Here is a 23,051-nt window from a genome sequence, read left to right on the forward strand (position 1 = left end):
CCGCTGCCGATCCGGCAGCGGGGGCACATCGGGTCCGACGGTGGCGTTCACCGCCGCCGCTATCCGCGTACACCGGTGGTTCCCGGGTGGTGACCGGCCCCGGACCCGCACCGCCGCGCGGACGACGGGCCGGCCCTGTCAGGCCGTTGTCATCCGACGGTGACGTCGCCCGGCGACGTCGGCACGGTCACCGGTGTTCCGGGCGCGGTCCGTCGCGGGCCCCGGGCCAGGACGTATCCGAGCAGGACCGCCATCACGGCGGTCCCTACCCACATGGCCTGCTGCCAGCCATCCACGAAGGACTCCTGGGCGGCGCGGACCAGTGCGGGCGCCTGGGCACCGGCCGTGTCGGCGGTGGCGATGGCGGTGGCGATGCCCTCGCGGGCGGCTTCGGCGGTGCCGGCGGGGACCGTGTCGAGGTGGGTGTCGACGGCACTGCGGTAGCCGGCGGTCAGGACCGCGCCGAGCAGTGCGACGCCGAGCGCGGTCCCGAACTCCCGGGTGACGTCGTTGAGGGCGGACGCGACACCCTGCCGTTCCCGGGGCAGGGCGGAGGTGATGGCCTCGGTGGAGGGGGTCTGGGTGAGGCCCATCCCGAGTCCCATGGCGAGCATGCCGGGCAGGATCGCCAGGTAGCCGCCGTCGACGGAAACAAGGGTGGCCATCAGGGCCAGGCCCGCACCGCCGAGCACGATGCCGGTGGCCATGGTCGCGCGGGCTCCGGCGCGGGCGGCCACCCGCGGGGCGAGGCCTGAGGACAGCATCATCATCGCCGCCATGGGCATGAGCGCGAGGGTGGCGCGTAGGCCGGACCAGCCGAGGACGGCCTGGAAGTAGGGGAACAGGACGACGAAGATGCCCGCCTGGACGCCGAAGAGCGTCAGCAGGGCCAGCGAACCGCTGGCGAGGCGTCGGTCACCGAACAGGCGGACGTCGAGCAGGGGTGCCGGGTGGCGTAGTTCCCACCCCACGAACCCGACGGCGGCGACGGCACCGACGAGCAGGCTGACCATGGTCACCGGCGCGGTCCAGCCGTGCACCGGGCCTTCGTGCAGGACGTAGATGAGGGCGGTCACGGCGATCACCGACGTCAGCGACCCGGTGACGTCGAAGCGGTGCCGCGCCTTCTCGCGGGAGTTCGGGACGGCGCGCAGGGCCAGAACGGCGGCTGCGGCGACGAGGACGACAGGCAGCAGGAACAGCCACCGCCAGTTCGCCCAGTCGACGAGCACCGCGGACAGGTACATGCCGAGGATGCCGCCGCCACCGGCGACACCGGTCCAGATGCCGATGGCCTTGGAACGGTCCCCGTCGGGGAAGGTGGAGGTGATGACGGCGAGCGTGACCGGCATGATCATCGCAGCGCCGACGCCGGCGAGCAGCCGGGCGGCGATCATCATCGTGGCGGAGCCGGCCAGGCCTGCCGCCGCGCTGGCCACGCCGAACAGGGCCAGGCCGGCGAGCAGGACCGGTTTGCGGCCTACCCGGTCACCGAGCGCGCCGAGCGGGAGCAGCAGCGCGGCCAGGCTGAGGGTGTAGATGTTGATCATCCACAGGACGGTGCTCTGCGACGCGTCGAACTCGACGGCGACCTGCGGCTGGGCGACGTTGAGCCCGGAGACGGAGGCGATGACCGCCATCAGGGCGACACACACCGCGAGCAGGATCGCACGGCGTCGACGCGGGTCGTGGACCGTCGCGTCGGGGCCGTTCAGGTGGGACGAGCTGTCGGGCGAGGACATGCGTGGGTTTCCTTTCGAGGGCGCAGTTCGGTACGACGCCGGGGGTGGACCTCGGTCCCGGCGTCGCGGCGACGGTGGGTCAGGGACGGCGGGTGGCGCGTACGACGACGTCGTGCAGGGTGACCGTGTGTCCGCCGGGGCCGGGGATGGCCCGGTGGTGTTCCTCGGCGGTGCGGATCTCCCACGCGGCCACGTCCAGGCCGGCGGTGATGTCGGCGAGGGTGACCGTCGCCTCGGCGGGATGGTGGTGCCCGTGGCCGCCGGAGTGCGGCGCTTGCCCGTGGCCGCCGGAGTGCGGCGTGTGCAGGTGGCCGACGATCAGTAGGGTGCCGCCGGCCGCCACCCATCCGCCGATGCGCTGGTAGAACGCGAGGTGCGGCATCGCGGGGTGCGCGTAGTGCGTGGCGACCAGGTCGAAGCCGACGCCCGGCTCCCAGTCGGTCAGGTCCGCCTGCACCCACCGGATCGGCGGTCCGGTCAGCCCGGCGGCGCTCGCGCGGTCGGCGGCCCGGGTCAGCGCCTCGGCGGCGATGTCGACGGCGGTGACCCGCCAGCCACGGGTGGCGAGCCAGATCGCCTCCGCGCCGGCACCGCACCCGGCGTCCAGGGCGGTGCCCGGTGCCAGGCCGGCGGTTTCCCGGGCGAGGTACGGGTTCGGCGGGTTGCCGGCCATCGAGCCGGGCCCGTGCCCGGCGGTGGGCTGCCAGTGGCGTTGCCAGTAGTCCCGGTCGAAGCTGTGCGTCATCGGACGGCCCCCGTGACCGCGACGATCTCCTTCGGTGCAGCCATCCGACCTGCCCTTTCCCCGTCTTCGCTACCCATGGGGCGATCCTGCGACCACCGGGGAGAACCCGCAAAGATTCTTGCCGAATGGCAAAATGGCCGGGTGGACGAGAACGTGAACCGCACCCTCGACGCGGTCGGCCCCCGGTTGAAGCAGCTGCGGCTGCGCCGCAACATCACCCTCACCGACCTCGCCGACGAGACCGGCATCTCCGCCAGCACCCTGTCCCGGCTCGAAGCGGGCCTACGACGCCCCACCCTCGAACAGCTGCTCCCGCTCGCCCGCGCCCACAGCGTCACCATCGACGAACTCGTGGACGCGCCCCTGACCGGTGACCCCCGGATCAACCTGCGGCCCATCGCCGCCGCCGACGGCGTGACCATCCTGCCGCTGACCCGCCGGCCCGGCGGCATCCAGGCCTACAAGTTCGTCCTGCCGGCGGGCGACGACGACCGCGTGCCCGACCTGCGCACCCACGAGGGGTACGACTGGGTCTACGTCCTCAACGGCACCCTGCGCCTGGTCCTCGGCGACGACGACCTCATCCTGCACGCCGGGGAGGCCGCCGAGTTCGACACCCGCACCCCGCACTGGTTCGGCGCGACCAGTTCCGGGCCCGTCGAGTTCCTGAGCCTCGTCGGCAGACAGGGCGAACGCGCCCACGTACGCGCCGCACCACGACCGGGCACGACCGCGTGAAAGATCCAGCCGGGACGGCGACGCGGGTCGAACAGGGCCGCGGCCAACACCTGGCCCTCGACGTCACAGCGGCGACTTCAACAACACGGTCACCCGCAAGCTCCTGCACCTTGGCCACGGCAGCCCTGACGCCATTGAGGAAGTGGAACGGCGCCCCCTGGGGTGAGGGCGAGCAGGGAGCCGAGGGTGTCGATGACCCGGTGCACGGCGGGGTGCGACACCCCGAACAGGGGGCCGATTTGCCGCATCGTCAGGTTAGTGCGCCAGTACGCGGCTACCAGCAGCACTCGGTCGGCGAGGTCGAGAAACCACTGCCGGCCCAACCGGCCGTCAGCGATGGCTTCTCCGCCACGCTCGGCGACCAGCCTGACCAGTCTGCGGAACTGGGCGGGCTGCAGCCCGGTGAACGGGACGATCCGCTCCGAGCGAGCCGCACTGATCACCTGCACCCGGACATGATCCACCATGGACCACCGACGGAGTTACGAGACATCCTTTAGTTCTTGGATACGGCAGAAATTCCACCCAGAGCGAGTGTGAACACGCTTGCCAGAGCCTCTCTCACATCCGGATCCCTATCCAACCGCGCCAATAAATCGAACTTCTCTGGAGCAATATCGATAGTCGCCAATCCGCCCCCACCCCCTCCGCTAACCATAGAGAAAAGCACGGCACATCGGTAAGCACGGATCTGACCACCCCTAAACTCCCGCATAAGTGGCGAAACCAGGACATTCGCCTCCTTCACCTGAGCACGAAGAGCATCGAGCGACGTCCACCTAGCGGCGAATCCCCTCCCCTCCGCGTCCCGCTGCATCTCCAGCAATGAATCGAAGCTGACGCAGCACACGCGAAAATCCGGGTCTTGTTGTCTCACCATCGACATCAGACTTACAAATCCTCTCACCAAAAATCTCGACGATGCGCTCGGGAAATCAGCTATGCAAAATGTTTAATATCCTAATCCGATTTAGTCGCATGAGCATGGGTGGCGTTGGATCGTAATCGGCGTGTCGGGATCCAAGCGGCCGTCTTTCACACGCCTGATCACCTCATCCAACCTGTGATGTCCGCCGAGAATGAGCCCGTCTCTCGACACCAAGATCCCGTCACCATGTTCAGCACTGTTAATTCCACCCAGAAGGTCGTCATTTTCAAGCATCTCGTGATACCACTGCGAGGCGGGGTCGCGAGTCAACTGACCGGGAGTAAACAGACCTTCGAGATCTCCGGCTTTGATCGTTTCACCGCAGTTGTGCACCAAGATCGGAGTATTGCCGGCGAAGACATAGTACGTGTCTATCTCACCTACGGTGAGGTTGTAGGCGATGTCGAGACGCATTGGAGCTGCCGCAACCCCGTCGCTTGCGACTTCGCGACCCTCCGTCGAGGACAGCTTCTGACCCATTTTGATCTTGCCAGCGCCGATCCAGCGCTTCTCTGAGGCGACCCAGAAGGGGTGGTCCTCAGTCGTGGCGACCGTCGATCCGCCGACTTTCAGCTCACGCAGTCCATCTTCATGGATCCAGGTATGGGTGACCGGTCGCGCACTCGTTTCGCCCGTTTCTGGGTCGGTGGCCAGGACCTTGTCCCCCACCCGCACGTCGCTGATGGGCTTGGACGATCCGTCGGCCATGAGGACCTGCGTCTCGCCACCGAAGCTGCAGAGCGTCTTTCCGGATTTGTAGAGCGCCTCACCGATGGTGCCGGCTGCCTTGAGTTTTCCGATCGGCACGAACCCGATGACGGTCCAGGCACAGGCGGAGACGCTGCCGTGGACACAGTCGACGGCGTCGGTGATGCCGAGCAGGTCGCCCAGGAACTTGTTCTGCGCGGCGATGGAGTCGTCGAGCTCCTTCTTGCAGATTTCGGAGAAGTTGTAGCAGAAGACGTCACGCCGGGCCCTGTCGAGTTCCATGGCGTTCAGGTTCGACACGTGCGTACCCGTGCCGTTGGCACCGTACAGAAGCTGCGCCCAGACCTGGAGCGTCACGTAACCCTTGCTCGGCACCTTACGGCCGTCCGGCATCTGCTCGGTCCAGGTCTTGGGATTGAACGGGTCCTGACCGCCGTTGCCTTGGGGGCTGCACTTCGCTGGCCAGCACGGGTTACCGCCGGGTCCCTTCCCCTGCTGGTTGGCCGGCTCGTTTCCGGGGTGGTAGTCGGGGCAGCCGCCAGCGATCACGGCGCAGTCGGAGTCGATGAGCCCGGTAGGGTCGCTGAAGGTGGCGGGGTTGTTGTGGGAGTACCCGTAGCCGTTCCACTGCTGCGGATCGCCGTGGTCCATGACGGGGTCCACGGAGATGAACTTTCCGATTTGTGGGTCGTATTCTCGGGCACCGAGATGGGTGAGCCCGGTGTCGTCGACCGTGCCGCCGAGGAAGCCCTTGTCCATGGCGACCGGCCAGGTGGACGGCGTGGTGCCGCGAGGAGAGCCGAAGGGTGTGCTGCGACGGCGGGTAGCGCTGAGATCGGTGTTGCTGATGGCCGCTTCGGCGGTGCCGTGGTGGTCACTGACGAGCCAGTCGAGACTGCCGGCGGAGGTACGAACGGCGATGACACCCTGCGCGCCGGTGTAGTAGCGGGTCGCGGTGGCGGGGCTGCTGGTGGGTTTACGGACCTCGGTGCCGCCGGGGAGGTAGAGGGTGGCGCCAGCGGGGTCACGGCGGATGAGGCGATTGCCGTCGGCGTCGTAGACGTAGCTGGTGGTGCCGGCGTTGTCGGCGGAGGCGAAGAGCTTTCCCTCGTGGTCCCAGGTGAGGGTCTGGGTGCCGTTGGGGCCGAGCCGGGAACTGGTGTTGCCCGTCTCGTCGTAGCCGAAGGTCTCGGTCTTGACCGTGGTGCCGGTCAGTTCGACGCTGGTCTTGACCGTGTTCACCGCGTGGGGGTGGCTACCGGACACCCCGGGCTGGCCGAGATAGGCGTAGGTGCGGATGGAGGTCTTGGCGGTGGGGCCGAGCTGCGTGGTCTTGGATATCCATTCGGTGTGCCGGTTGTCCGTGCCGGGGTAGTAGGTATAGGCGTGCCAGTACGGTGAGGGGCCGCCGAGGTTGGTGTTCAGGCGTTGGCTGACCGCGCAGTCGCCGTTGGCGGGCGTCCACGCGTTTTCCAGACGGCGCAGTCCGTCGTAGCTGTAGCACTGTGTGTCGGCGGTGCCGCCGGCAGGCCGATCGGCGATCTTCTCGACATTGCCGGCGTTGTCGTACTCGTAGCCGAAGTTGAACACGTCCGACCTGAGTTCGGGGATGGCGTTGGTGTTGGTGGTACGGCCGGTGTTCTCGTCGATGATGTTGGTGGTCCAGGTCCGCTTGCCGTACGGGCCACTGATCTGCTGGGTGAGCTGGCCGAGTTTGTTGTAGACCGTGTCGTAGAGGTAGATCTGGCCGCCACCCAGGATGCCCTGGAGCAGGCCGACCTCGTTGTAGAGGTAGCTGAGCTTCTCCTTGGGCAGGCCGGCGGCGGCGGGTTGCTCGGCGGTGGCCACGGTGCCGTTGTCGCGGTAGGTACTGGTCCAGGTGTAGGTGCACGGGGTCAGGGTGCCGGCCTGGCACAGGCCGCTGTCGGCGGCCGGAATGGTGAGGCGCTTCTCGGTCGGTCGGCCCGCGCTGTCGAGTTGGGTGGTCTCGGTGACGTAGGCGTTGGTGGTGCCGGCCGGTTCGTAGCGCGTGCTGCTGGTGAGGTGCCCGATGCCGTTGGTCAGGGTGTCGTAGGTCCACTCAGCGCGCAGGGGGCCGGTGGTGGTGTTCTCGCGGAGGCTCGTCTTGCGGCCGAGGTTGTCGTAGCCGTAGACGAGGGTCTTGGTGCGGCTGTCGGTGGTGCTGATGAGCTGGCTGGCGTCGTCGTAGGTGAAGGTGGTGACGCCACGGTCGGGGTCCTCGTCGCGCTTCTTGCGACCTCGCTGGTCGTACTCGTACCGCCAGACGTTGCCGGCCGGGTCCGTCAGTGAGGCGATCTCACCACGGTCGGTGTAGCGGTACTGGGAGGCGTCGAAAGTGGTGGCGGTGTCGCTGCCGGCGTTGGCGCGGTCCTTGTACTGCCGCAGGGTGACGGCTCTCCCGCGGGCGTCGGTGATCGTGGTGGTGGCGATAGCGCCCTTGGGTGGGATGACCGTGGTCTTCTCACCCTCGTACCTGGTGGTGGTGCGCCACTTCTCGTTGAGGGTCTCGTTGACGCCGACCTTGAAGATGGCGTCGGTGAGGCGTCCGGCGCCGTCGTAGACGTTCTGGGTCAGCGCGGGGACGGCCGGGGTGCCGGCGCCGCCGTAGACGGTGGTGTTCGGTGGGGTGTTGGTCTTGTCGTAGTAGGGGGCGGTGGACCAGTCGAGCAGTCCGCGGGAGTCGTAGACGGTGTCGGTGAGGACCCGTCCGCCGCCGAGGGTCTGCTGCTGCACCTGCCGGGGGCGCAGCAGCCCGTCATAGAGGGTGATGGAGGTGTTGTAGGTGGTGTTCGACGGCAGCAGGGTCTTGGTGGTGACGGCCGTCGCGGCGGTGTTCCGCACCTGGTAGATGTGCTCGACGCTGGGCGCGGTGGGGTTGGCGGCCTTGGTGCGGCCGGGGAGCCACGCCTTGAGCAGACGTCCCAGCCCGTCGTAGGTGAGGTCGGTGCGGATGCCGTTGGCGTCGGTGACGGTGACGGGCTTCTGCCAGGCGGTTGAGTAGGTGGTGGTGCTGCTCTGGTTGAGCGGGTTGGTCGTCGTGATGGCGGTGACCGGTCCGGTGACGTCCGGCGTGATGCCGATCTTGGTCAGTCGGCCGAGGGCGTCGGTGCTTTCGCGGACCCGTCCGACGGCGTCGTACTTGTACGTGCCGGTGGTGATCCAGGTCGGGGTGGTGCCGTTCCAGGCGTCGATCTCCTCCACCTTGGCGACGTTGCCGGCGACGGGGAGGTAGGTGTCCCAGTTGTTGTCGGCGGCGTCGTAGGTGGTGCGGAACGCGGACAACAGATCGGCCGGAAGGGTGGCGGTGGCGGCGCAGGCGACGCCCACCATCTCCGTCTTCTTCGGCAGGTTCAGAAGCCAGAGGCTCGGGTTCCGGGCGTACCAGGTGCGGGTGCAGGTGTCGTCGGTGGTGGTGCTCTCGTCGCCCTGGTCGTCGATGGAGGTGGGCAGGTTGTCACTGTTGACCGTGGTCACGGTCTTGGTCCAGCGGGTGGTGCCGTTGGCGAGCTTGGTCCGGTTGCGGACGGTCTCGCTGTTGACCATCCAGGCCTTGAGGTTGCCGAAGGTCGCGGTGGGGCCCTGCCTCGACGGGGTGGTGATCGTCCCGGAGATCCAACCGCCGCCGGCACCGAGCAGGGTGGTCTCCTCACGGATCATGCCCGCGTACGCCTCGTGGTCCTCGACGCGGACGTTCTGCGAGTCGGTGATCCACACGTCACGGGAGCCGGTGGGTGGCTTCTCCCCTGCCGAGGCGGGTTGCTTGTCCTCGTCCATGCCGCGGAAGTAGAGGAACTCCGTGGCGGTCTGGACGCCGGATTCGAGGCCGGTGCGGACCCGGACCTTGCCGTAGCCGCGGAACTCGCCCCAGGTGCGCTTCTTCTCGTCGACCAGTTCGGAATCGTCGTAGTGCCAGGCCGGGGTGTCGAGGTAGTCGTAGTTGGTCTGCTGGTGGGCGAAGCCGCCGGTGTTGTCGTACACGTCGATGCGGTCGACACGGTACTTGTGGAACCAGTCGAGGGTCGGTTCCTCACCCTTCGGGCCGTAGTACTGCGGGTAGCAGCGTTTCGTATTGCTGTGCGCCGTCGGCAGGGCGTTGCGGACGCACTCCGGTGCGGAGTAGCTGACCGCGATCTGTGCGCCGGTTTCGGTGGTGATGGTGTTGATGCGTGAGCGGAACAGGTTGGACCGGCCGTCGGCCATCGCGTCGACCCGGTTGGGAAGGGGTTCGGTGCCCGGGTCGAAGACGATCTCGGGGTCGCTGGCCTCGGCGCCTCCGGCGGTGGTGACCTTCCCGGTGCGGGTCACCCCGGCGAGCCACATCGGCTTGCCTTCGTTGTCGCCGGCCTGCAGGTAGGTGTGCCGCAACGTCCAGGTGGTGACGTCCTGGTAGGTGTCGCCGGTGCCGGAGTAGACCTGGGCGCGGACGGTGGCCAGGCGCTTCGCCGTCCAGAACGTGGGCGACAACTGGTCGGTGCAGGGGGCGGTCTTGCAGTACTGGTCCCACGGGGTGTCCGGCCAGGACGCCTTTACCGGGTCACCGTCGTTCCAGCAGTTGCTGGCACACCGGTCGGCGGTGTCGAAAACGATGCGCGCGGCGGGACGGACGGTGGCGGCCGCGGTGCTGCGGTTGCCGTACTCGATGCGGGTCAGCCAACCGCCCCGGTGGTAGGTGGTGCGCTTGTCCTTGTCGCCCTCCCGGCCGTAGGCGCCGTCCTCCCGGTCGTAGAAGTAGGTCATGGTGTTGCCGCGCCGGTCGACGACGTAGTCGAGGTTCCACCGCCAGGCCTGGGTGGTGCGGGAGGCGGCGAAGTCACCTGCGGTGTAACCGAGTTCGTCGGGGTGGTTGCCGTACACCGGCAGCGTCCACGTGGACTTGGTGGCGGTGCCGCCCGAGGAGCCGCCGGGGCCGTAGTTACGGCCGAAGTAGTACTGGGTGCCGTCGGGCTTGGTGGCCTTCCAGTACTCGCCGTCGGCATCGCCGTTGCCGAGGCTGGTGTCCGTCAGCAACTCGATCTTCGTGCCGTCGTCGGAGACACCCTTCCAGGTGTTGCCGGACGACTTCGCCAACTCCACGGCGCTGCCGTTGAGCGAAATGGTGGCGTTGCCCTCCGGCTTGTACCAGCACTGGTCACCGCCGTAGACGGTCTTGTTGTTGGGCTCCCCACCCCGCATGGCGTCCTTGTCGTCCGCGCACGCCTTGTACTTGCGTTCGATGAACCCGGGCCACAGGTTCCAACCGTCTCCCACCCACGAGCCCTGGGTGTTGGTGCTCGCCGACAGGCCGTCCACCGCTCCCGAGGAGTAGGACATGTTCAGACCGGGCTCGGGGCCACCCACCGCCGGCGGATCGTTGAGGGCGTACGACCAAGAGAAGGCGCCGGTCTGCGCCGACACCTGCCAGGTAGCCGCAGGCGACAGGCTGGTGGCCGAGTAGTCCCCGTTGTCGCCGTAGGCGCCGCCGGCGAGGGCGATCAGGCTCGCCGATCCGCTCCCGGGAACGGGCACTGCCGCCGTCACGGTGTGGGTCTTCAGGTTGTTGCGGCTGTTCAGGGATCTTCCGTCGACCACCCGCGTCAGGCGCAGCCGGGAGGCCCAGTCCCCGCCGTACGCCGCAGCGAACCGGGAGTAGTCGACCTCGATGGTGACGAGTCCGTCCTGGGACGAACCATCGGCCCGCGATACCTTCAGCAACAGTCCTGAGACGCCCGCCTTCGCGGTGACCGTCCGGTTCGCGATCTCGACTCGCGCACGCGTCACCGGGGCGGCCTCGCGGTGCGGGGTCTCCTGTGTCGCCGGGGCCGCCACTGCGCCGGATGACACCCAGACCGGCAGCTTCCCTGCTCGGGTTCTGGCGGCGGCGATGCTCCGTGCACCGGCGGGTGACAACTCAACCGTCTCGTCGCCGACAGGCCAGGTGACCGCGCCGGCCGCGCCGACCTCCCGCCCACCGGCGGTCCAGGACGGGCGCACCGTGTGCTTGAGCGGCTTGACGGCCACCCCCGTGACGTCCTTCGGCCTGGGCTGTCGCCAGGCCGCCGACGCTTCGCTCTCGGGCACCTGCGCGAGTGCCGTCACCATGACGACAGCGACAGCGGCGGCGACAGCGCGGACGCCCCGTGCGGTGGTGGGGCGGCGGGCTGAACCGAACGACCTCACAGAGGTTCCCTTCTTCGTACGGCCGGCGAGCACAGTGTCCAGAGGGCGGATCACGAGTCGAGGTAGTTGTCGACGTCGGTGGTGTTCCAGACGCGTCTGGCGGCCTTGACGTGGTCGATGTCACCGATCCAGCGGTCGGTGGGATCGTTGCCCCGGCCGATCAGAAGTGGGCTGGTGGAAGCCCAACCGCCCACGATGTTCGTGGTCGCCTCGGCACCGTCGGGTGCCGTTCCGTTGACGTAGAGGCGGATCGTGCCGGTCGGCTTGTCGTAGACGCCGACGAGACTCACCCAGTCGTCCGCCGCGACGAACTGACTCGTGCAGGCCGTGGCTTCGGGTGCGTTGACGGCGTCCGCGGCCGTGGCGGTGAAGCACCAGGCGGAGTCGCTGATCGTGTCGCCGTCGAGATCGACGTCGTTGCGGTAGCCGAGCCGGAACATGGCGTTGGCGGCACCCAGCTGCGACACGGCAGTACGGGAGGTGGTCAGGTCCGTCAGCCGCACCCAGGCGGCGACGGTGAATCCGCCGGGGTCGGCTGTGTTCAACACCGGAGCGGACGTCGAGAGGTACCCGCTTCCGTCCAGGTACACCGCCCCCTCCCCGATATGACCGGTCGTTGACGGTGTGACTCCGGTGGGAGTGTAGGCGGCGGTGAATCCGGTCGGGGCGGACACCGCGGCGGCGGCGGTGTCCTGGTCGAACGTCCACGCCCATTCGCCGTTGGTGGGCATCACGAGGAACTGGTAGATCCGGGGATCGGAGGTGGCACCGGCCGAGTTCCGGGACTGCACCGACAGGACGTTCACGCCGTCCCTGCTCGGGGTGATCGACTCTGTCGTGCTGGTGCCGACGACCTCCCTGACCGACAGGTCGTCCCAGTACACGACCTTGCTGGCTTGGCCCGAGGGGAAACCGTTGTAGAGCCGGACGAACGCCTCGGTCGCGCCGACAGGCACCGACATCACGAGTGACAACTGTTGCCAGCCGTCGACCACTGTCGCCTTCGGCGAGGTCACCTCGACGTTGAGGGAGCCGACCTTGTAGAACGCGGCGATCCGCAGCCCCCGGCTGGTGCCGTAGGTGCCGCTGGTCCCCAGGCCGGTGGCGGCCGGCACGTAGATCCAGCCAGTGATCCAGTACCGCCTGCCGCCGGTCATGCCCAGCCGCAGGCCACCGTAGTCACCGCCGAGGTCGGCGAAGGTGTCCCCCTGCGGTGCGGTGGCCGTCCCACCGGACGCCAAGGGCGCGATCTTCAGCGACTGACCGCTGTTGTGGCCACGACCGGTGTCCCGGGTGAGGGTCGCGTTGTGCCCGCCGAAGCCGGTCAGGTCGGTGGATACCTGCTGCTGGTTGGCCGTGAGGATCTGCCCCTGTGCCGTTCCGGCGGGCACGGTGACCGCGTTGGCGCCGTTCAGGTCGTAGATGTACTCCTGCACGTCGGACGCGCCGTTGGGCCCGAAGGTGAATGTTCCCGCCTGCCCTGGACCACCGCTCCACGCCCCGGTCGACTGCTCCGCATACGTGACACCGGCGATGGTCGGCAAGGCCGGGTCCTGGGTGTTGACGGTGAAGGTGAACCAGCCGGAGTAGCTTCCACACTGATAGCTGTCGCAACCCCGGACCCGGAAGTGGTAGGTCCCGTCGGGCAACGTCGTCGTCACCCGCCACGGCCTCGCCGTGCCGGAGGTGACACCGGTGACCGCGGTCCCGGACTTGGTCTTCAAGGTGGTCTTCGCGTTGTCGTACACCTCGTACTCGGCGCGCATCGTCCCACCGTCAGGGTCGGAGACGATCGCCGACAGCGTCGGGCGACCGGATCGGACCACCGCCGGGGACTTGCAGACCGAGTAGCACGAGTCGATCGCCAACTGCGTCGGCACGTTCGGGGCACGGTTGTACACCACCGTCACGTACGGCCGGTTCGACGACGCCTCGGAGGAGTTGAACTTCTTCCATCCGCTGTTGCTGGACTCGTTGGACGCCCGCAGCCCCACGTTCGCCGTCGCCGAATTGCCCGAGAAGCTCGTCTGGAACGTCTCCTTCACCGACGCCGACACCCAGCCGTCACCGCACCCGGAGTTGTACCCCTTCGTGCCGTCGGAGGTGCCGTCCTTCTCCCGCCAGGTGGGCTGGTTGCCCCAACGTACTGATGACGAGACCGAATCCACCCGCCAGGTCTCCCAGGATGCCTTCGTGCAGGAGTACGAGTGGTAGTTCCACAGGAACAACTCCGCCGAGACGACTGTCGCCCCCGAGTAGCCGCCGAGGTTGTGGAAACTGAGGAAGGACCGCGCTAGGCAGGCCGACGAGCAACCTTCGTTCGGATCCACGATGTAGCCCAGACGCAACTCGTCGTCGCCCGACTTGTCGGTGCTGGAGATGGTGTTCTGCACGTACGCGTCGAACGACGGGCTCAGGTTGACCGACGGATCGATCGTCACCGGGAAGACCAGACCGGGACTGTCGAGGAACTCCCGGTCAGGGGTCATCACCAGACTGTTCTGACCATCGATGACAGCAGCGGCGACACCCACGTTCGCACGGTGCAGAGGCTCACCACTGCTGGACACCTGCGCGTCCCACATCTCGCCCTGCGACACCTCCACCGATCCCGCACCGGTCAGCCGGGCGGAAGCGGCTTCACTGCCGGTCGACCAGGGCATCGACACCGACGTCATCCCCGCCGCTGCCGCCGCCGTATGCACCACGAAGGAGTACCGGAAGCCCGTCGGACGGGCCTCCACCACCAGATCGACGCCCGGTTTCACGTTCTGATAGGTCGCCGTCGTGTCCACCAGCAGCGGATCCGGCAGCTCCCCGACCCAGCCGAGGGCGCTCTGCTGCTGCCCCACGCCAACACGTACCAACCCGTCGCTGCCGGCTGGCCGTGCCCCCGACAACCACAATCCGTACGGATGAACCTTCGGCCCCACGGAGCCGTCCGGCTGCCGTGCCAACCTCAGATCGACATCCTCCCAGCCCTCCGGCGTGCGGGCAAGCACCGGCGCTGAGTGCATCTGCGCCCGGAACGTCCCATCAGGTTGTGCCCACACCGTCGACGTCGGCGACATCATCCCGGTCACCAGCACCGGCTTGCGATAGCGGTAGGCAAGGGCCATAGCGGCAGCCTCACCGTCCGCCTCCAACGCACCCACTGCCGGCGACGCCGCCCGCGCCACCGGCGTACCCATGACGGAGCCCATGACCACGATGGACGCCGCCGTGGCTACAGCAGCCGTGCACCGCGCCACGCCGCCAAGGCGCGCAGCACCGTACGACCTCACCCATCCCCGCACAACTGCCCCCGTGATCAACGATCGAAGTCACCGGGACCTTAGAGATCACTCAGCTGGCCCGTAAAGAGCCGTCACAACTTGACACCACAAACAACCCGGCCAACGCCGAAACGGACACCCAGATAACCTGATGTGACGGGCCGTAGCAGCGTGGATATCCCACAAGATCCACACCGACCGGGAGCAGACGTCCGCTATGCGGGCCGCCGGTCGGCGGGGACGCGCAGGCGCAGCAGCGGCAGGCAGGACAGGAGCAGACCGACCGCACCCACCCACAGGGCAACCCGGGCACCGGCGGCGGCCCCCAGCACCGTGCCCAGCAGCGCACCCACCGGCATCGCCCCGCCGAGCAGGAACCGCATGGTGGCGTTCATCCGGCCGAGCAGGTCGGGCGGGCACAGCTGTTGGCGCAGACTGACCTGGGCCACGTTGGACGCTGTCGCACCCGCCCACAGCACCAGGTAGCCGCCGGCCGCCAACCAGATCCCACCGACGCTGTCGATCAGCGGGGTGAGCAGCGCGAACGGGGCGGTGACGAGCAGGCAGAGCCAGACCGCGCGGTACAGCCCGAGCCGCCGGACCAGCCGCCGGGCGACGACCGCGCCGAGGATGCCGCCGGCACCGCCCGCGCTGAAGTACGCGCTGGCCGTCGCCGGGGACGTGCCCAGCTCGCTGACCAGGCGCACCGGCACCATCGTCTGCACCACCAGGGCGAACATGTTGTACGCGCCGCCGGCCAGCGCCAGCAGGCGTAGCACCCGGTGGCGCAGCACGTAGGCCACGCCGTCGCGGATCTGCCCGGCGAGCCGGGACCGGCCGGCGGGGACGGGCCGTGTGTCGACCGCCCGGATCCGGGCCAGGTACGCGGCGGACCCGGCGAACCCCACCGCGATCGCCACGACGGCGGGCCGGGTGCCGGCCAGATCGACGGCCAACCCGGCCAGCGCGGGCCCCGCGACCTGCGCCACCGCGAGGGTGGTGCTCAGCCGGGCGTTACCCTCGACCAGTTCGTCGGCCCGCACTACCCGGGGCAGGTAACTCTGATGCGCGACGTCGAAGAACACGGTGAGCACCCCGACGCCGAGGACGACGACGTACACCTGGCCGAGCGCCGTCCCGCCCGACGCCACCGGCACGGCCAGCGAGGCGACGAGCACGGCCCGCCCCAGGTCGGTGCCGATGAGCAACCGCCGCTGCCGCACCCGGTCGACGACCGCGCCGGCGGGCAGGCCGACCACCAGGAACGCCACCGTGCCCAGGGTGCCGACCAGACCCACCTGCCAGGCGGAGGCGTGCATCGGGCCGGCCGCCACCAGCGGCAGCGCCACCAGGGCCATCCGGGCACCGAACTGGCTGGCGACCGCCCCGAGCCACAGGGACCGGAAGTCGTGCTGCCGGAGCAGCCCGCCACGGCGGTCCGTCACGTCAGGTCGACGCGGCCGTGGGCGGGGCGTCGGCCGCCCGTAGCCAGGTCGCGCGCAGCAGGTCGGCGGCCCGGTCGACGGCGATGTCGGGCTGTTCGGCCAGCAGGGCGAGGAACCGGAGCAGGGCGGCACCGAACGGCGCGGCGGCGGGCAGCACCTCGGGGTCGTGGTGCACGGTCACCTCAGGCTGCTCGGCCGACCAGGTCACCGCCAGGTGCAGCGCGTTGTGGGCGGGGAACCCACGCCGGCCTTCCGGCGGGCGTACGCTGCCGCGCAGCAGCCGGTCCGCCGGGCCGATCGTGGCGTCACCGAGGGTGACGGTGGGTTCCGCCGCCACCACGTTGAGCACGAGGCGACGCCGTTCCCGGAGGGCCTCGACCCCACCGAAGTCGGTGAGCCACTGACCGAACAGCGGCGGGGCGGCGGCGTTGGCGGCGGTGAGAGCACGGACCCGGTCGGCGAGCGAGGCGGACGCACGTTGGCCCGGCGGCACGCTCACCACCGCCTCGTGCAGCGCGCCGGGAACCTCGATGCTCTCCCGGGTCCACCGGCCGCCCCGCGCGTACAGCACCGGGACGTCCGTCTCGGCCCAGAGTTCCAGCAGGAACGTCAGGGCCGCCAGCAGCAGACCGGAGCCGGTCGCGCCGGTGAGTTCCCGGGCGTACCGGATGGCCTGGGTGGTTGCTCGGTCGAGCCGCAGCGGCCAGGCGGCGCTGGCGGTGGTGTCCGGCCACGGTTTCCACCGCCCGCCGGGGAAGGCGACCGCCGGGACGTCCCGGCTCATCGCCGCCGCCCAGAACTCCCGGGACGCCGCCCGCCGCGGGTCGGCGGCGACCTCGGCCGCGTACGCGAAGAACGACGGCAGTGGCGGCGGCGTGCGCCGCGGATGCTGGTACGCCGCAGCCGTGCGACGCACGAACCGGGTGTGCGTCGCGTGGTCGGCGAAGCCGTGGTCCACCACGAGGGCGAGCGCGTGGTCGTCCGGGGCCAGCCGCACCAGGCAGGCCCCGGCCAGCGGGTCGTGGCGCAGGTCGATCGGCGCGTACACCGCGTCGCCGAGGGCCGCCCCGACCGCCTCCAGCAGCCGGTCGGCCGGCACGTCGGCACAGTCCACGGTGGTCACCGGGAAGGGCTGCCCGGCTCCGTACACCAGCTCGGGGCCTGCGGCGAACCGGGCCCGCCAGACGTCGTTGCCGGCGGCGACGGCCCGCATGGCGGCGGCCAGACGCGGCACGTCCACCTTGCCCCGCACGCGCCACAGTGTCCAGGCCCGGGGCATCGGGTTGTGCCGGGGCAGGCCGGCCGGGTCGGTGTCGCTCAGCAGCAGCAGTTCGCGCTGCGCCCCGTAGGGCGGCACCCGCACCCCGCTCACCCCGGGAACGCGGGTAGCTGCAACCACGCCGGCTGGCCCGCCAGCCAGGCCGCCAGCACTCCCCCGTCGTCGGGCAGCCGGCCGCGCAGGTGCAGGTCACGCAGCCGACGCAGCGGCGACACCCCGGTCGGCCAGTGCGCGAGCGACAGACGGTAACACTCGGCGGCCAGGTCGGCCCGGCCGAGTTGCTCGTGCACCTGACCGGCGTTGAACCAGGAGATCCGCCCGTACGGGAACTGCAGGTGCGCGGCCCGCAGGTACGCCTCAAGCGCGCCACCGTGGTCGCCGGCCTGGTACCGCAGCTCCCCGGCGGTGAGCCAGGTCTTCGGGTCGATCGGGTCGATCCGCTGTGCCAGCTCGTCCACCAGGGCCAGCGCGGTGTCGCGTTCACCGAGGTGGGTGTGGGTGCGTACGGCGGTCTCCACGGCCGGGAAGTAGTTGTCGGCGGCGATGACCCGGGTGTGCCCGTCGTGTCCGGTCACCTCCCGGGCGATGCCGAGCCACCGGTCCATGTCCGCCCGCAGCAGGTCACGGTCGCCGGTGAGGAACGGTAGGAAGCCCATGGCCCGGAACCATCTGCTGGTCATGATCGCGGCGTCGAACTCCGACACCTCGGGCAGCGCGGTGTACCGGGCGAGGTCCTCCTCGCCGAGCTTGCGCCACCGGGCGATGGTGTCGGGCTCCCGGCGTCGGGCCGCGTTGACGGTGGCGTTGATGGTGGTGACCACCCGGGTGCGGGCGTACCTGACGTCGTCGCCGAGCTGGTCGTACAGCGTGCGGAAGTGCGGTTCCAGTTCGGCCGCGTGCCCCGTGGTGAGCATCTGCTCGGCGAAGATCCAGCTGGCCAGCGCGTACGCGTCCACAGGGTCGCGGACCGGCACGTCCGGCCCGGGAAGGATCCGCTTGGCCTCGGCGTGGAAGCCCAGCGCGGACAGCAGCCGGCCCAGCAGCGCCCGGTCCAGCAGCGGCAGGTCCGACACGTTGGCCAGCCGGTCCCGCACCCCGGGCGGGCAGCCGTCGGACGCCGCCAGCCACGTCGCGTAGTCGGCCGAGGCGGCATCGGAGGCGTACCCGTACACCGCGGCCGTCGCCTGCATCTCGTCGCGGAACATGGCGGCCGTGGCCCGCTGCGGGTGGATCTCCCGGAACCACGGCTCACGACGCTCCAGCACGGCGGCGTACGACATCAGCGGCGTGTGGATCGCGACCGGCGGGGTGTCGACCGGGTCGAGGAGCGCGCTCGGATTCAGGTCGAGGAACGGCCGGTAGCGCTCCAGCGGAAGCGGACGCGCCCCGGCCGCCGGACCGCCCTGCGCCGCGACCGCCCACCGCACCGCGTCGGCGCAGGCCGTGCCGGCCAAGGCCGGACGCCGCGCCACGAGCACCGCCAACCGGTCCCGTTCGGCGCGGCGATCCGTGGCGAGCAGGTCGGCCAGCGCCCCCACCAGTTCGCCGGTGTCCGCTGCCGGAGCCGACCCGCCGGTGGACTCGTGGTTCGCGCCGGGCGCGGCGGGGGTGGCCAGGTCGAGCAGTCCGGCCAGCGCGGCGGTCCGCTCGGCCAGGCCGGTGCGGGCGGCCACCCGGTAGTGGGTGCGGGCCGCCTCCCGGTCGCCCGCCGCCAGGGCCGCGTCCGCCGCGAGGAGCCGGGTCGCCGCGCCGGTCGGATCGAGGGCGAGGGCGACGCCCGCGAACTCGTACGCCGAGCAGGCAGCGGTCCCGTGCGGGGCAGCGAGGGTGGCGGCCCGCAGCAGCGCCAGCGCGGCGTCGCGGGCGAGGAAGTCGTTCCGGTCCTTGCCCAGGTCGTGGACGACGGCGCGGACCGTGTCGGCCTCGGGTGCCGGCTCACCCGGGCAGCTCAGCCGCACGGCGAGGATCCGGGCCCGGGCGATCACCCCGAACCGTTCGCCGGCGAGACCGGCGGCCAGGGACTCCGCCATGGTGAGCGCCTTCCCGGCCGGCTGGCCGGCCGTCCCGGCGGACCGGGCGTGGGCGAGTGCGGTGGTGAGCCGGACCGGCAGGCCCGCCACCTCGGGCGGCACCGGGGGAGGTGGTTGCCGGCCGTCCTCGGTGAGCAGGAGAGCACGCCAGGCGTACACCGGGGGTGGCGCGTCAGCTCCGATGCGCCGCAGCAGTTGCGCGGCATCGTCCCAGCGGCCCAGCGCACGCATCAGTCGGGCCGCCCACAGCAGACCGGCGTGGTCTCCGCTGGCGAGCCGCTCCGCCACCCCGGGTGGCGCGACGAGTGGGTCCGTGGCGTCGAGCAGGCCGGCGCGGCACATCGTGCGACGCAGGTCGGCGGGGGCCGCGTGGGCGGGCAGCCAACCGCAGGGGTCGGCCTGGGCGGCGCAGAACAGGGCCGCTTCGGCGACCAGGGACGGCGCGACCGTGGGATCGGCGGTCAGGTCGATGAACGGGCGCAGCGGCAACGCCGCCGGATCCCGCCAGGTGAGGTCGGCCACCCCTGTCCTCCCGCGCCGGTCCGTTGGTTCGGTGCCGAAGGGGCGGACACGCGGTGATGGGACGACCCGTGCCCGCCCGGTTGGTGACCGGCGCGTCAGTTAATGACGGCGTTGATCAGGCCCACAGCGGTTCCTTCGAGGTCCTCGTAGCGCTCCATGCTCGACACCTCCTCCCGACCGGACGAGGAAGACGGGCGATGACGGCCCCTGATCCCGACATTCTCGTCCAACAATTGAGCCAAATCAATCTCTTGGAGCATGGTCGGCGACGGAGACCCGGCTGATCACCTCGTCGTGGTCAACGGGTTGGGCCCGGACCGCATGCCATCATCCGCAGGACGACGCCGCCAACTACCTGCTGCTGACGGCGCAGCCGGAGCCTGCTGGGGATGCCGGCGGACCGCCGGGGGTCAGGCCGCAGGGGTGTCGAGGTAGGCAAGCATCGCCTCCCGGCTGCGCGGCAGGCCGTAGTCGCCGACGAGCGAGGCGAAGTTGCCGAACGACACGCCGTCGATCAGCCACGCCCCGGGCGACCGGGCCAGCACCTCGACGAGCCGCCGTTGCCGGGGAGCCAACGCAGCACCGGCCACCCCGGCGGGCAGCCGGCCGTCGGGGAACGCCAGGCGCAGCGCCTCGGCCGCCACCGGCAACGCCTGTTCACCGGCGGCGACGGTCAGCCGGTCGAGCAGCGCGTCGAGTGCCCGACCGGTGTGCCGGGGACCGAGCAGGCGCAGGGACAGCCCCGCGTACCCGTTGAGGTCGCCGCCGAGGAAAGGCACCTCGACCCCGCCGGTCGCCGGCCGGGTGCCCGGCTCGGCGGCGGCCGTCCAGGCGAGCAGCTCGTCGACCGTCGCCTCGTCGGCATCGACGCCGAGCACCCGGGCCCGACCGATCGCGGCGGCCCAGCGGATCACCGGACGCGGATCGGCCAGCAGCCCGACGTCGGGCGCGGCACCGAGCAACCCGGCCGCCACCAGAGCGGTCGCCGCCTCACCCTCGTCCACCTCCCCCGCGACCCCGGCCGCCGCGACGAGCGCCGGGATGCTGCCGGCCGCGTCCTGCGGGAACCAGGCCAGCGCGTACGCCGCACCGGCGCGCAACCCCGGGTCGGCGTCGGTGAGCAGCTCACGGAAAAGCGGCACACCGGCCCGCACCGCCTCGTAGACGGCCAGCTCGATGTACGCCCACAGCCGCTGCTGATCCGCCTCGTCGAGCGACTCCACGTACGCGTACTCGACGTACTCCTTACCGGTCTCGTCGTCGCCGTGCCACGGGGACGGTTTGGCGGCGAGCAGTTCCCGCCCGCCGTCGGCCGCCCGACGCAGCTCCACCACCGGGACGCCCTGCGGCAGCCACCTCGCGTCGTGGCCCACCGCAAGCACCGTCACCAGGTACAGCACCAGCTCCCGGTCGGGGGTGGCCGGGTCGGCGAGCAGCTCCAGCAGGAACGGCACGGCGTACGCCGACGCCTCGTAGCGGGCGCCCTGGTGGAAGATGCTGGCGTAGAGCCCCCCGAAGGCGGCGTGGCGCTCCTCCTCGTCAGGCGAACGCAGGGCACGGAGCAGGCCGGGCACATCACCGGCCGAGCCGTAGGCGTGACCGAACCGCACCCAGTCGATGTCGTCGATCCCGTCGAACACGCGCCCATCCTCGCGCACCACACCGACGATCCCGCCACGCCGACCGGCCCGCATCACCCTGACCATGGCCCTTCGGCCCTGAATCCGGTCGGACCCGCACCTGTGCCCGCCGATGCTGGTTTCAGGACGTCGAGAATCGCCTGCGGGCAGGATGCGTTCGCTCTCCGGTGTGATCACCGCGATGACCAGTAGATCGAGCGTCGCGAACGCGGGGCGCAACGTGGAGACGTCAGCCTCCTGCGCCGGGTCCGCTCCGTTCGCGGCCAGGTAGGCGAGATAGTCCAGTGGTGTGCGGTCGAAGACGACCCTGGAGGGTGACGGCGACCGCATGCTCCGCACCGAACACGCCAACATCGCCCGGTAGTCCTGCGGCGACGGCGGGAAATCGAACTCGTACCCCTGCTCTTCCAGGAGGTAATACGGCTCGTCGACCATGACGTGCCCCGGCAGATGCGCACGCAACGCATCGACAAGAGTGGTCTTTCCGATTCCGTGCGTCCCGGAGATCGCGACCCTCATCGGCCCCTACCCTTCACGATCTCGCTGATCACAGGCTCGCACCGGCACAGCCGAAGCGTCGGACCGGCAGTCCGGAACGTCGAACGTTCCTGGTGCTCAGTCGTCTTCGAGGTATCCGGTGTCGGCGTCGACGGTGTCCAGGAAGTCACGGATGTTCGTGGTGTGCTCGTCAAGCGACAGGTCCGCCGTCGGGCTGACGCCGAAGCCGTAGCCGGGGTTCGGCCCACTGAGCCACGTGTAGTCGGTGCCACCGAACGCGTTCGCGCGGAGAACAAAGGTCTCCCCATCGACCTCGAGCGTGCGGGACGTAGGGTCGGCCGGACCTGCGGTCGCGGGGCGCAGACCGGGCACGGCCCCGGGATCCGCCGCTCGGTCGCCGTCGCCATCGTCAGGGTAGATCGCCTTCACGCAACCATCATCGCGGGCCCACCCGCCCGGCGTACGTGTTCGGCCGCAGAGCAGACATCACCGTGAGGGTACCGGGCAGGCCTCCCAGGCGGGAACGACGGCCTGGCCGCAGTGCCACGACCGATGTCACTCACCGTCCTGGTCAGCACCACCGCCCCGGCTCCTGGTCGTCACCTGATGACAACTCCTCGCGCTTCTCCGCCTCGATGCTCCGCTGTGCTGTCAGGTATTCGGCCAGATGTGGGTCGGCTCGGACTTCGTCCCCGCGCATGAACCGCGCAACGACCCGCTTCGCCGCCCGGTGCTGAAGGTATTCCTGCGCGTCGACCCTCCCGCCGCCGTACCGCCGCAGAACTGCAATTACCTCTTCCGGTGCGATGGTGAAGTCTTTCAATTCGAGCAACGAGTAGATCCGTCGTCCGTCTCGCTTAGTGGCCATCCGACCCCCGAGCTTCACCCCCGGAGCCAGGCACATCTTGATGGTCGGTGCATCCCACGACTCCCCCACCCTCGTTATGGTCAGCGACTCCACCGACTCCCAAGGCAGTCGGGTCGTGATTCCCCGCAGCCGAAGTGTCAGACCACCCGCGTCAACTTCAATCACAAACGGCCAGAGCAGCATCAGCCAGGAAAGGAGAGAAACAGCGACTGTATCCAGGCTGACAACTTCGAAGAAGGACGCCTTGCCGTGATAGAGGTGATCAGGGTTGGCCCCGACCCACCGCGCCGCCAACCAGGCAAGCGCCCCGAACACCCCCCAGGCGAGGCAAGTCTTGCGCAGTTTCGTCGTGTTTCGATGCAACTGCACGCCCACCCTCCCGACAAGACGAATGTCCCACAGATTCGGCAGCTGACCTGGCACCGTACCGCAGCTCGTCACGTTGCCCTACTCGCG

General features: G+C 69.8%; 10 protein-coding genes and 2 pseudogenes. 1 reads left to right on the plus strand and 11 read right to left on the minus strand.

Going from position 1 to position 23,051, the window contains the following annotated elements; translation table 11 throughout:
* Nucleotides 1-149: 149 nt before the first annotated feature.
* The gene (locus tag ACN267_RS12615) at nucleotides 150-1,742 is read right to left on the minus strand and encodes an MFS transporter (RefSeq protein ID WP_421488725.1); all 1,593 of its coding nucleotides are present in this window, start codon (nucleotides 1,740-1,742) and stop codon (nucleotides 150-152) included.
* Nucleotides 1,743-1,821: 79 nt separating this feature from the next.
* Nucleotides 1,822-2,487 (minus strand): class I SAM-dependent methyltransferase, encoded by a 666-nt coding sequence (locus ACN267_RS12620; RefSeq protein WP_421488726.1) that lies wholly within the window; start codon nucleotides 2,485-2,487, stop codon nucleotides 1,822-1,824.
* 141 nt (nucleotides 2,488-2,628) lie between these two features.
* On the opposite strand from ACN267_RS12620, the gene ACN267_RS12625 reads away from it, so the two are divergent.
* Entirely contained in the window at nucleotides 2,629-3,225 is a 597-nt protein-coding gene (locus ACN267_RS12625; protein ID WP_204960825.1) for a helix-turn-helix domain-containing protein, read from the plus strand.
* A gap of 158 nt (nucleotides 3,226-3,383) precedes the next feature.
* Here the strand turns inward: ACN267_RS12625 and ACN267_RS12630 are convergent.
* From ACN267_RS12630 to ACN267_RS12670, 9 genes and pseudogenes are all read right to left on the minus strand, one after another.
* Nucleotides 3,384-3,674, minus strand: a pseudogene (locus ACN267_RS12630) (helix-turn-helix domain-containing protein); the annotation flags it as partial.
* A gap of 521 nt (nucleotides 3,675-4,195) precedes the next feature.
* Nucleotides 4,196-10,960, minus strand: coding sequence for a polymorphic toxin-type HINT domain-containing protein (locus ACN267_RS12635; protein WP_421488727.1), 6,765 nt, complete (start codon nucleotides 10,958-10,960; stop codon nucleotides 4,196-4,198).
* Between the two features lie 128 nt (nucleotides 10,961-11,088).
* Nucleotides 11,089-13,890 carry a LamG-like jellyroll fold domain-containing protein gene (locus ACN267_RS12640; protein WP_421488728.1) on the minus strand — a complete coding sequence of 934 codons (2,802 nt, stop codon included), beginning with the start codon at nucleotides 13,888-13,890 and terminating at the stop codon, nucleotides 11,089-11,091.
* Nucleotides 13,891-14,528: 638 nt separating this feature from the next.
* A complete protein-coding gene (locus tag ACN267_RS12645) occupies nucleotides 14,529-15,758 on the minus strand; it encodes an MFS transporter (RefSeq protein ID WP_421488729.1) in 1,230 nt (409 codons plus the stop codon).
* A gap of 1 nt (nucleotide 15,759) precedes the next feature.
* Nucleotides 15,760-17,121: a condensation domain-containing protein gene (locus ACN267_RS12650; RefSeq protein ID WP_421488730.1), complete on the minus strand. Its 1,362-nt coding sequence runs from the start codon at nucleotides 17,119-17,121 to the stop codon at nucleotides 15,760-15,762.
* Nucleotides 17,122-17,126: 5 nt separating this feature from the next.
* Nucleotides 17,127-19,589, minus strand: a complete 2,463-nt coding sequence (locus ACN267_RS12655; protein WP_421488731.1) for a hypothetical protein — start codon at nucleotides 19,587-19,589, stop codon at nucleotides 17,127-17,129.
* 1,781 nt (nucleotides 19,590-21,370) lie between these two features.
* Nucleotides 21,371-21,748 (minus strand): annotated as a pseudogene (locus tag ACN267_RS12660) (AAA family ATPase); the annotation flags it as partial.
* A 96-nt stretch (nucleotides 21,749-21,844) separates the two neighbouring features.
* Complete coding sequence (locus ACN267_RS12665; protein ID WP_281898668.1) at nucleotides 21,845-22,156, minus strand: hypothetical protein; 312 nt, start codon at nucleotides 22,154-22,156, stop codon at nucleotides 21,845-21,847.
* A 142-nt stretch (nucleotides 22,157-22,298) separates the two neighbouring features.
* Nucleotides 22,299-22,964 (minus strand): hypothetical protein, encoded by a 666-nt coding sequence (locus ACN267_RS12670; RefSeq protein WP_421488732.1) that lies wholly within the window; start codon nucleotides 22,962-22,964, stop codon nucleotides 22,299-22,301.
* Between the last annotated feature and the right edge of the window lie 87 nt (nucleotides 22,965-23,051).

The sequence above is a fragment of the Micromonospora sp. WMMD734 genome (assembly GCF_049178975.1).
Taxonomy (GTDB): domain Bacteria; phylum Actinomycetota; class Actinomycetes; order Mycobacteriales; family Micromonosporaceae; genus Micromonospora; species Micromonospora wenchangensis.

What these genes read in the sequence shown, in the direction of transcription:
- ACN267_RS12615 (WP_421488725.1), bottom strand. Translation starts at nt 1,742, where the DNA reads ATGTCCTCGCCCGACAGCTCGTCCCACCTGAACGGCCCCGACGCGACG.
- ACN267_RS12620 (WP_421488726.1), bottom strand. Translation starts at nt 2,487, where the DNA reads ATGACGCACAGCTTCGACCGGGACTACTGGCAACGCCACTGGCAGCCC.
- ACN267_RS12635 (WP_421488727.1), bottom strand. Translation starts at nt 10,960, where the DNA reads ATGGTGACGGCACTCGCGCAGGTGCCCGAGAGCGAAGCGTCGGCGGCC.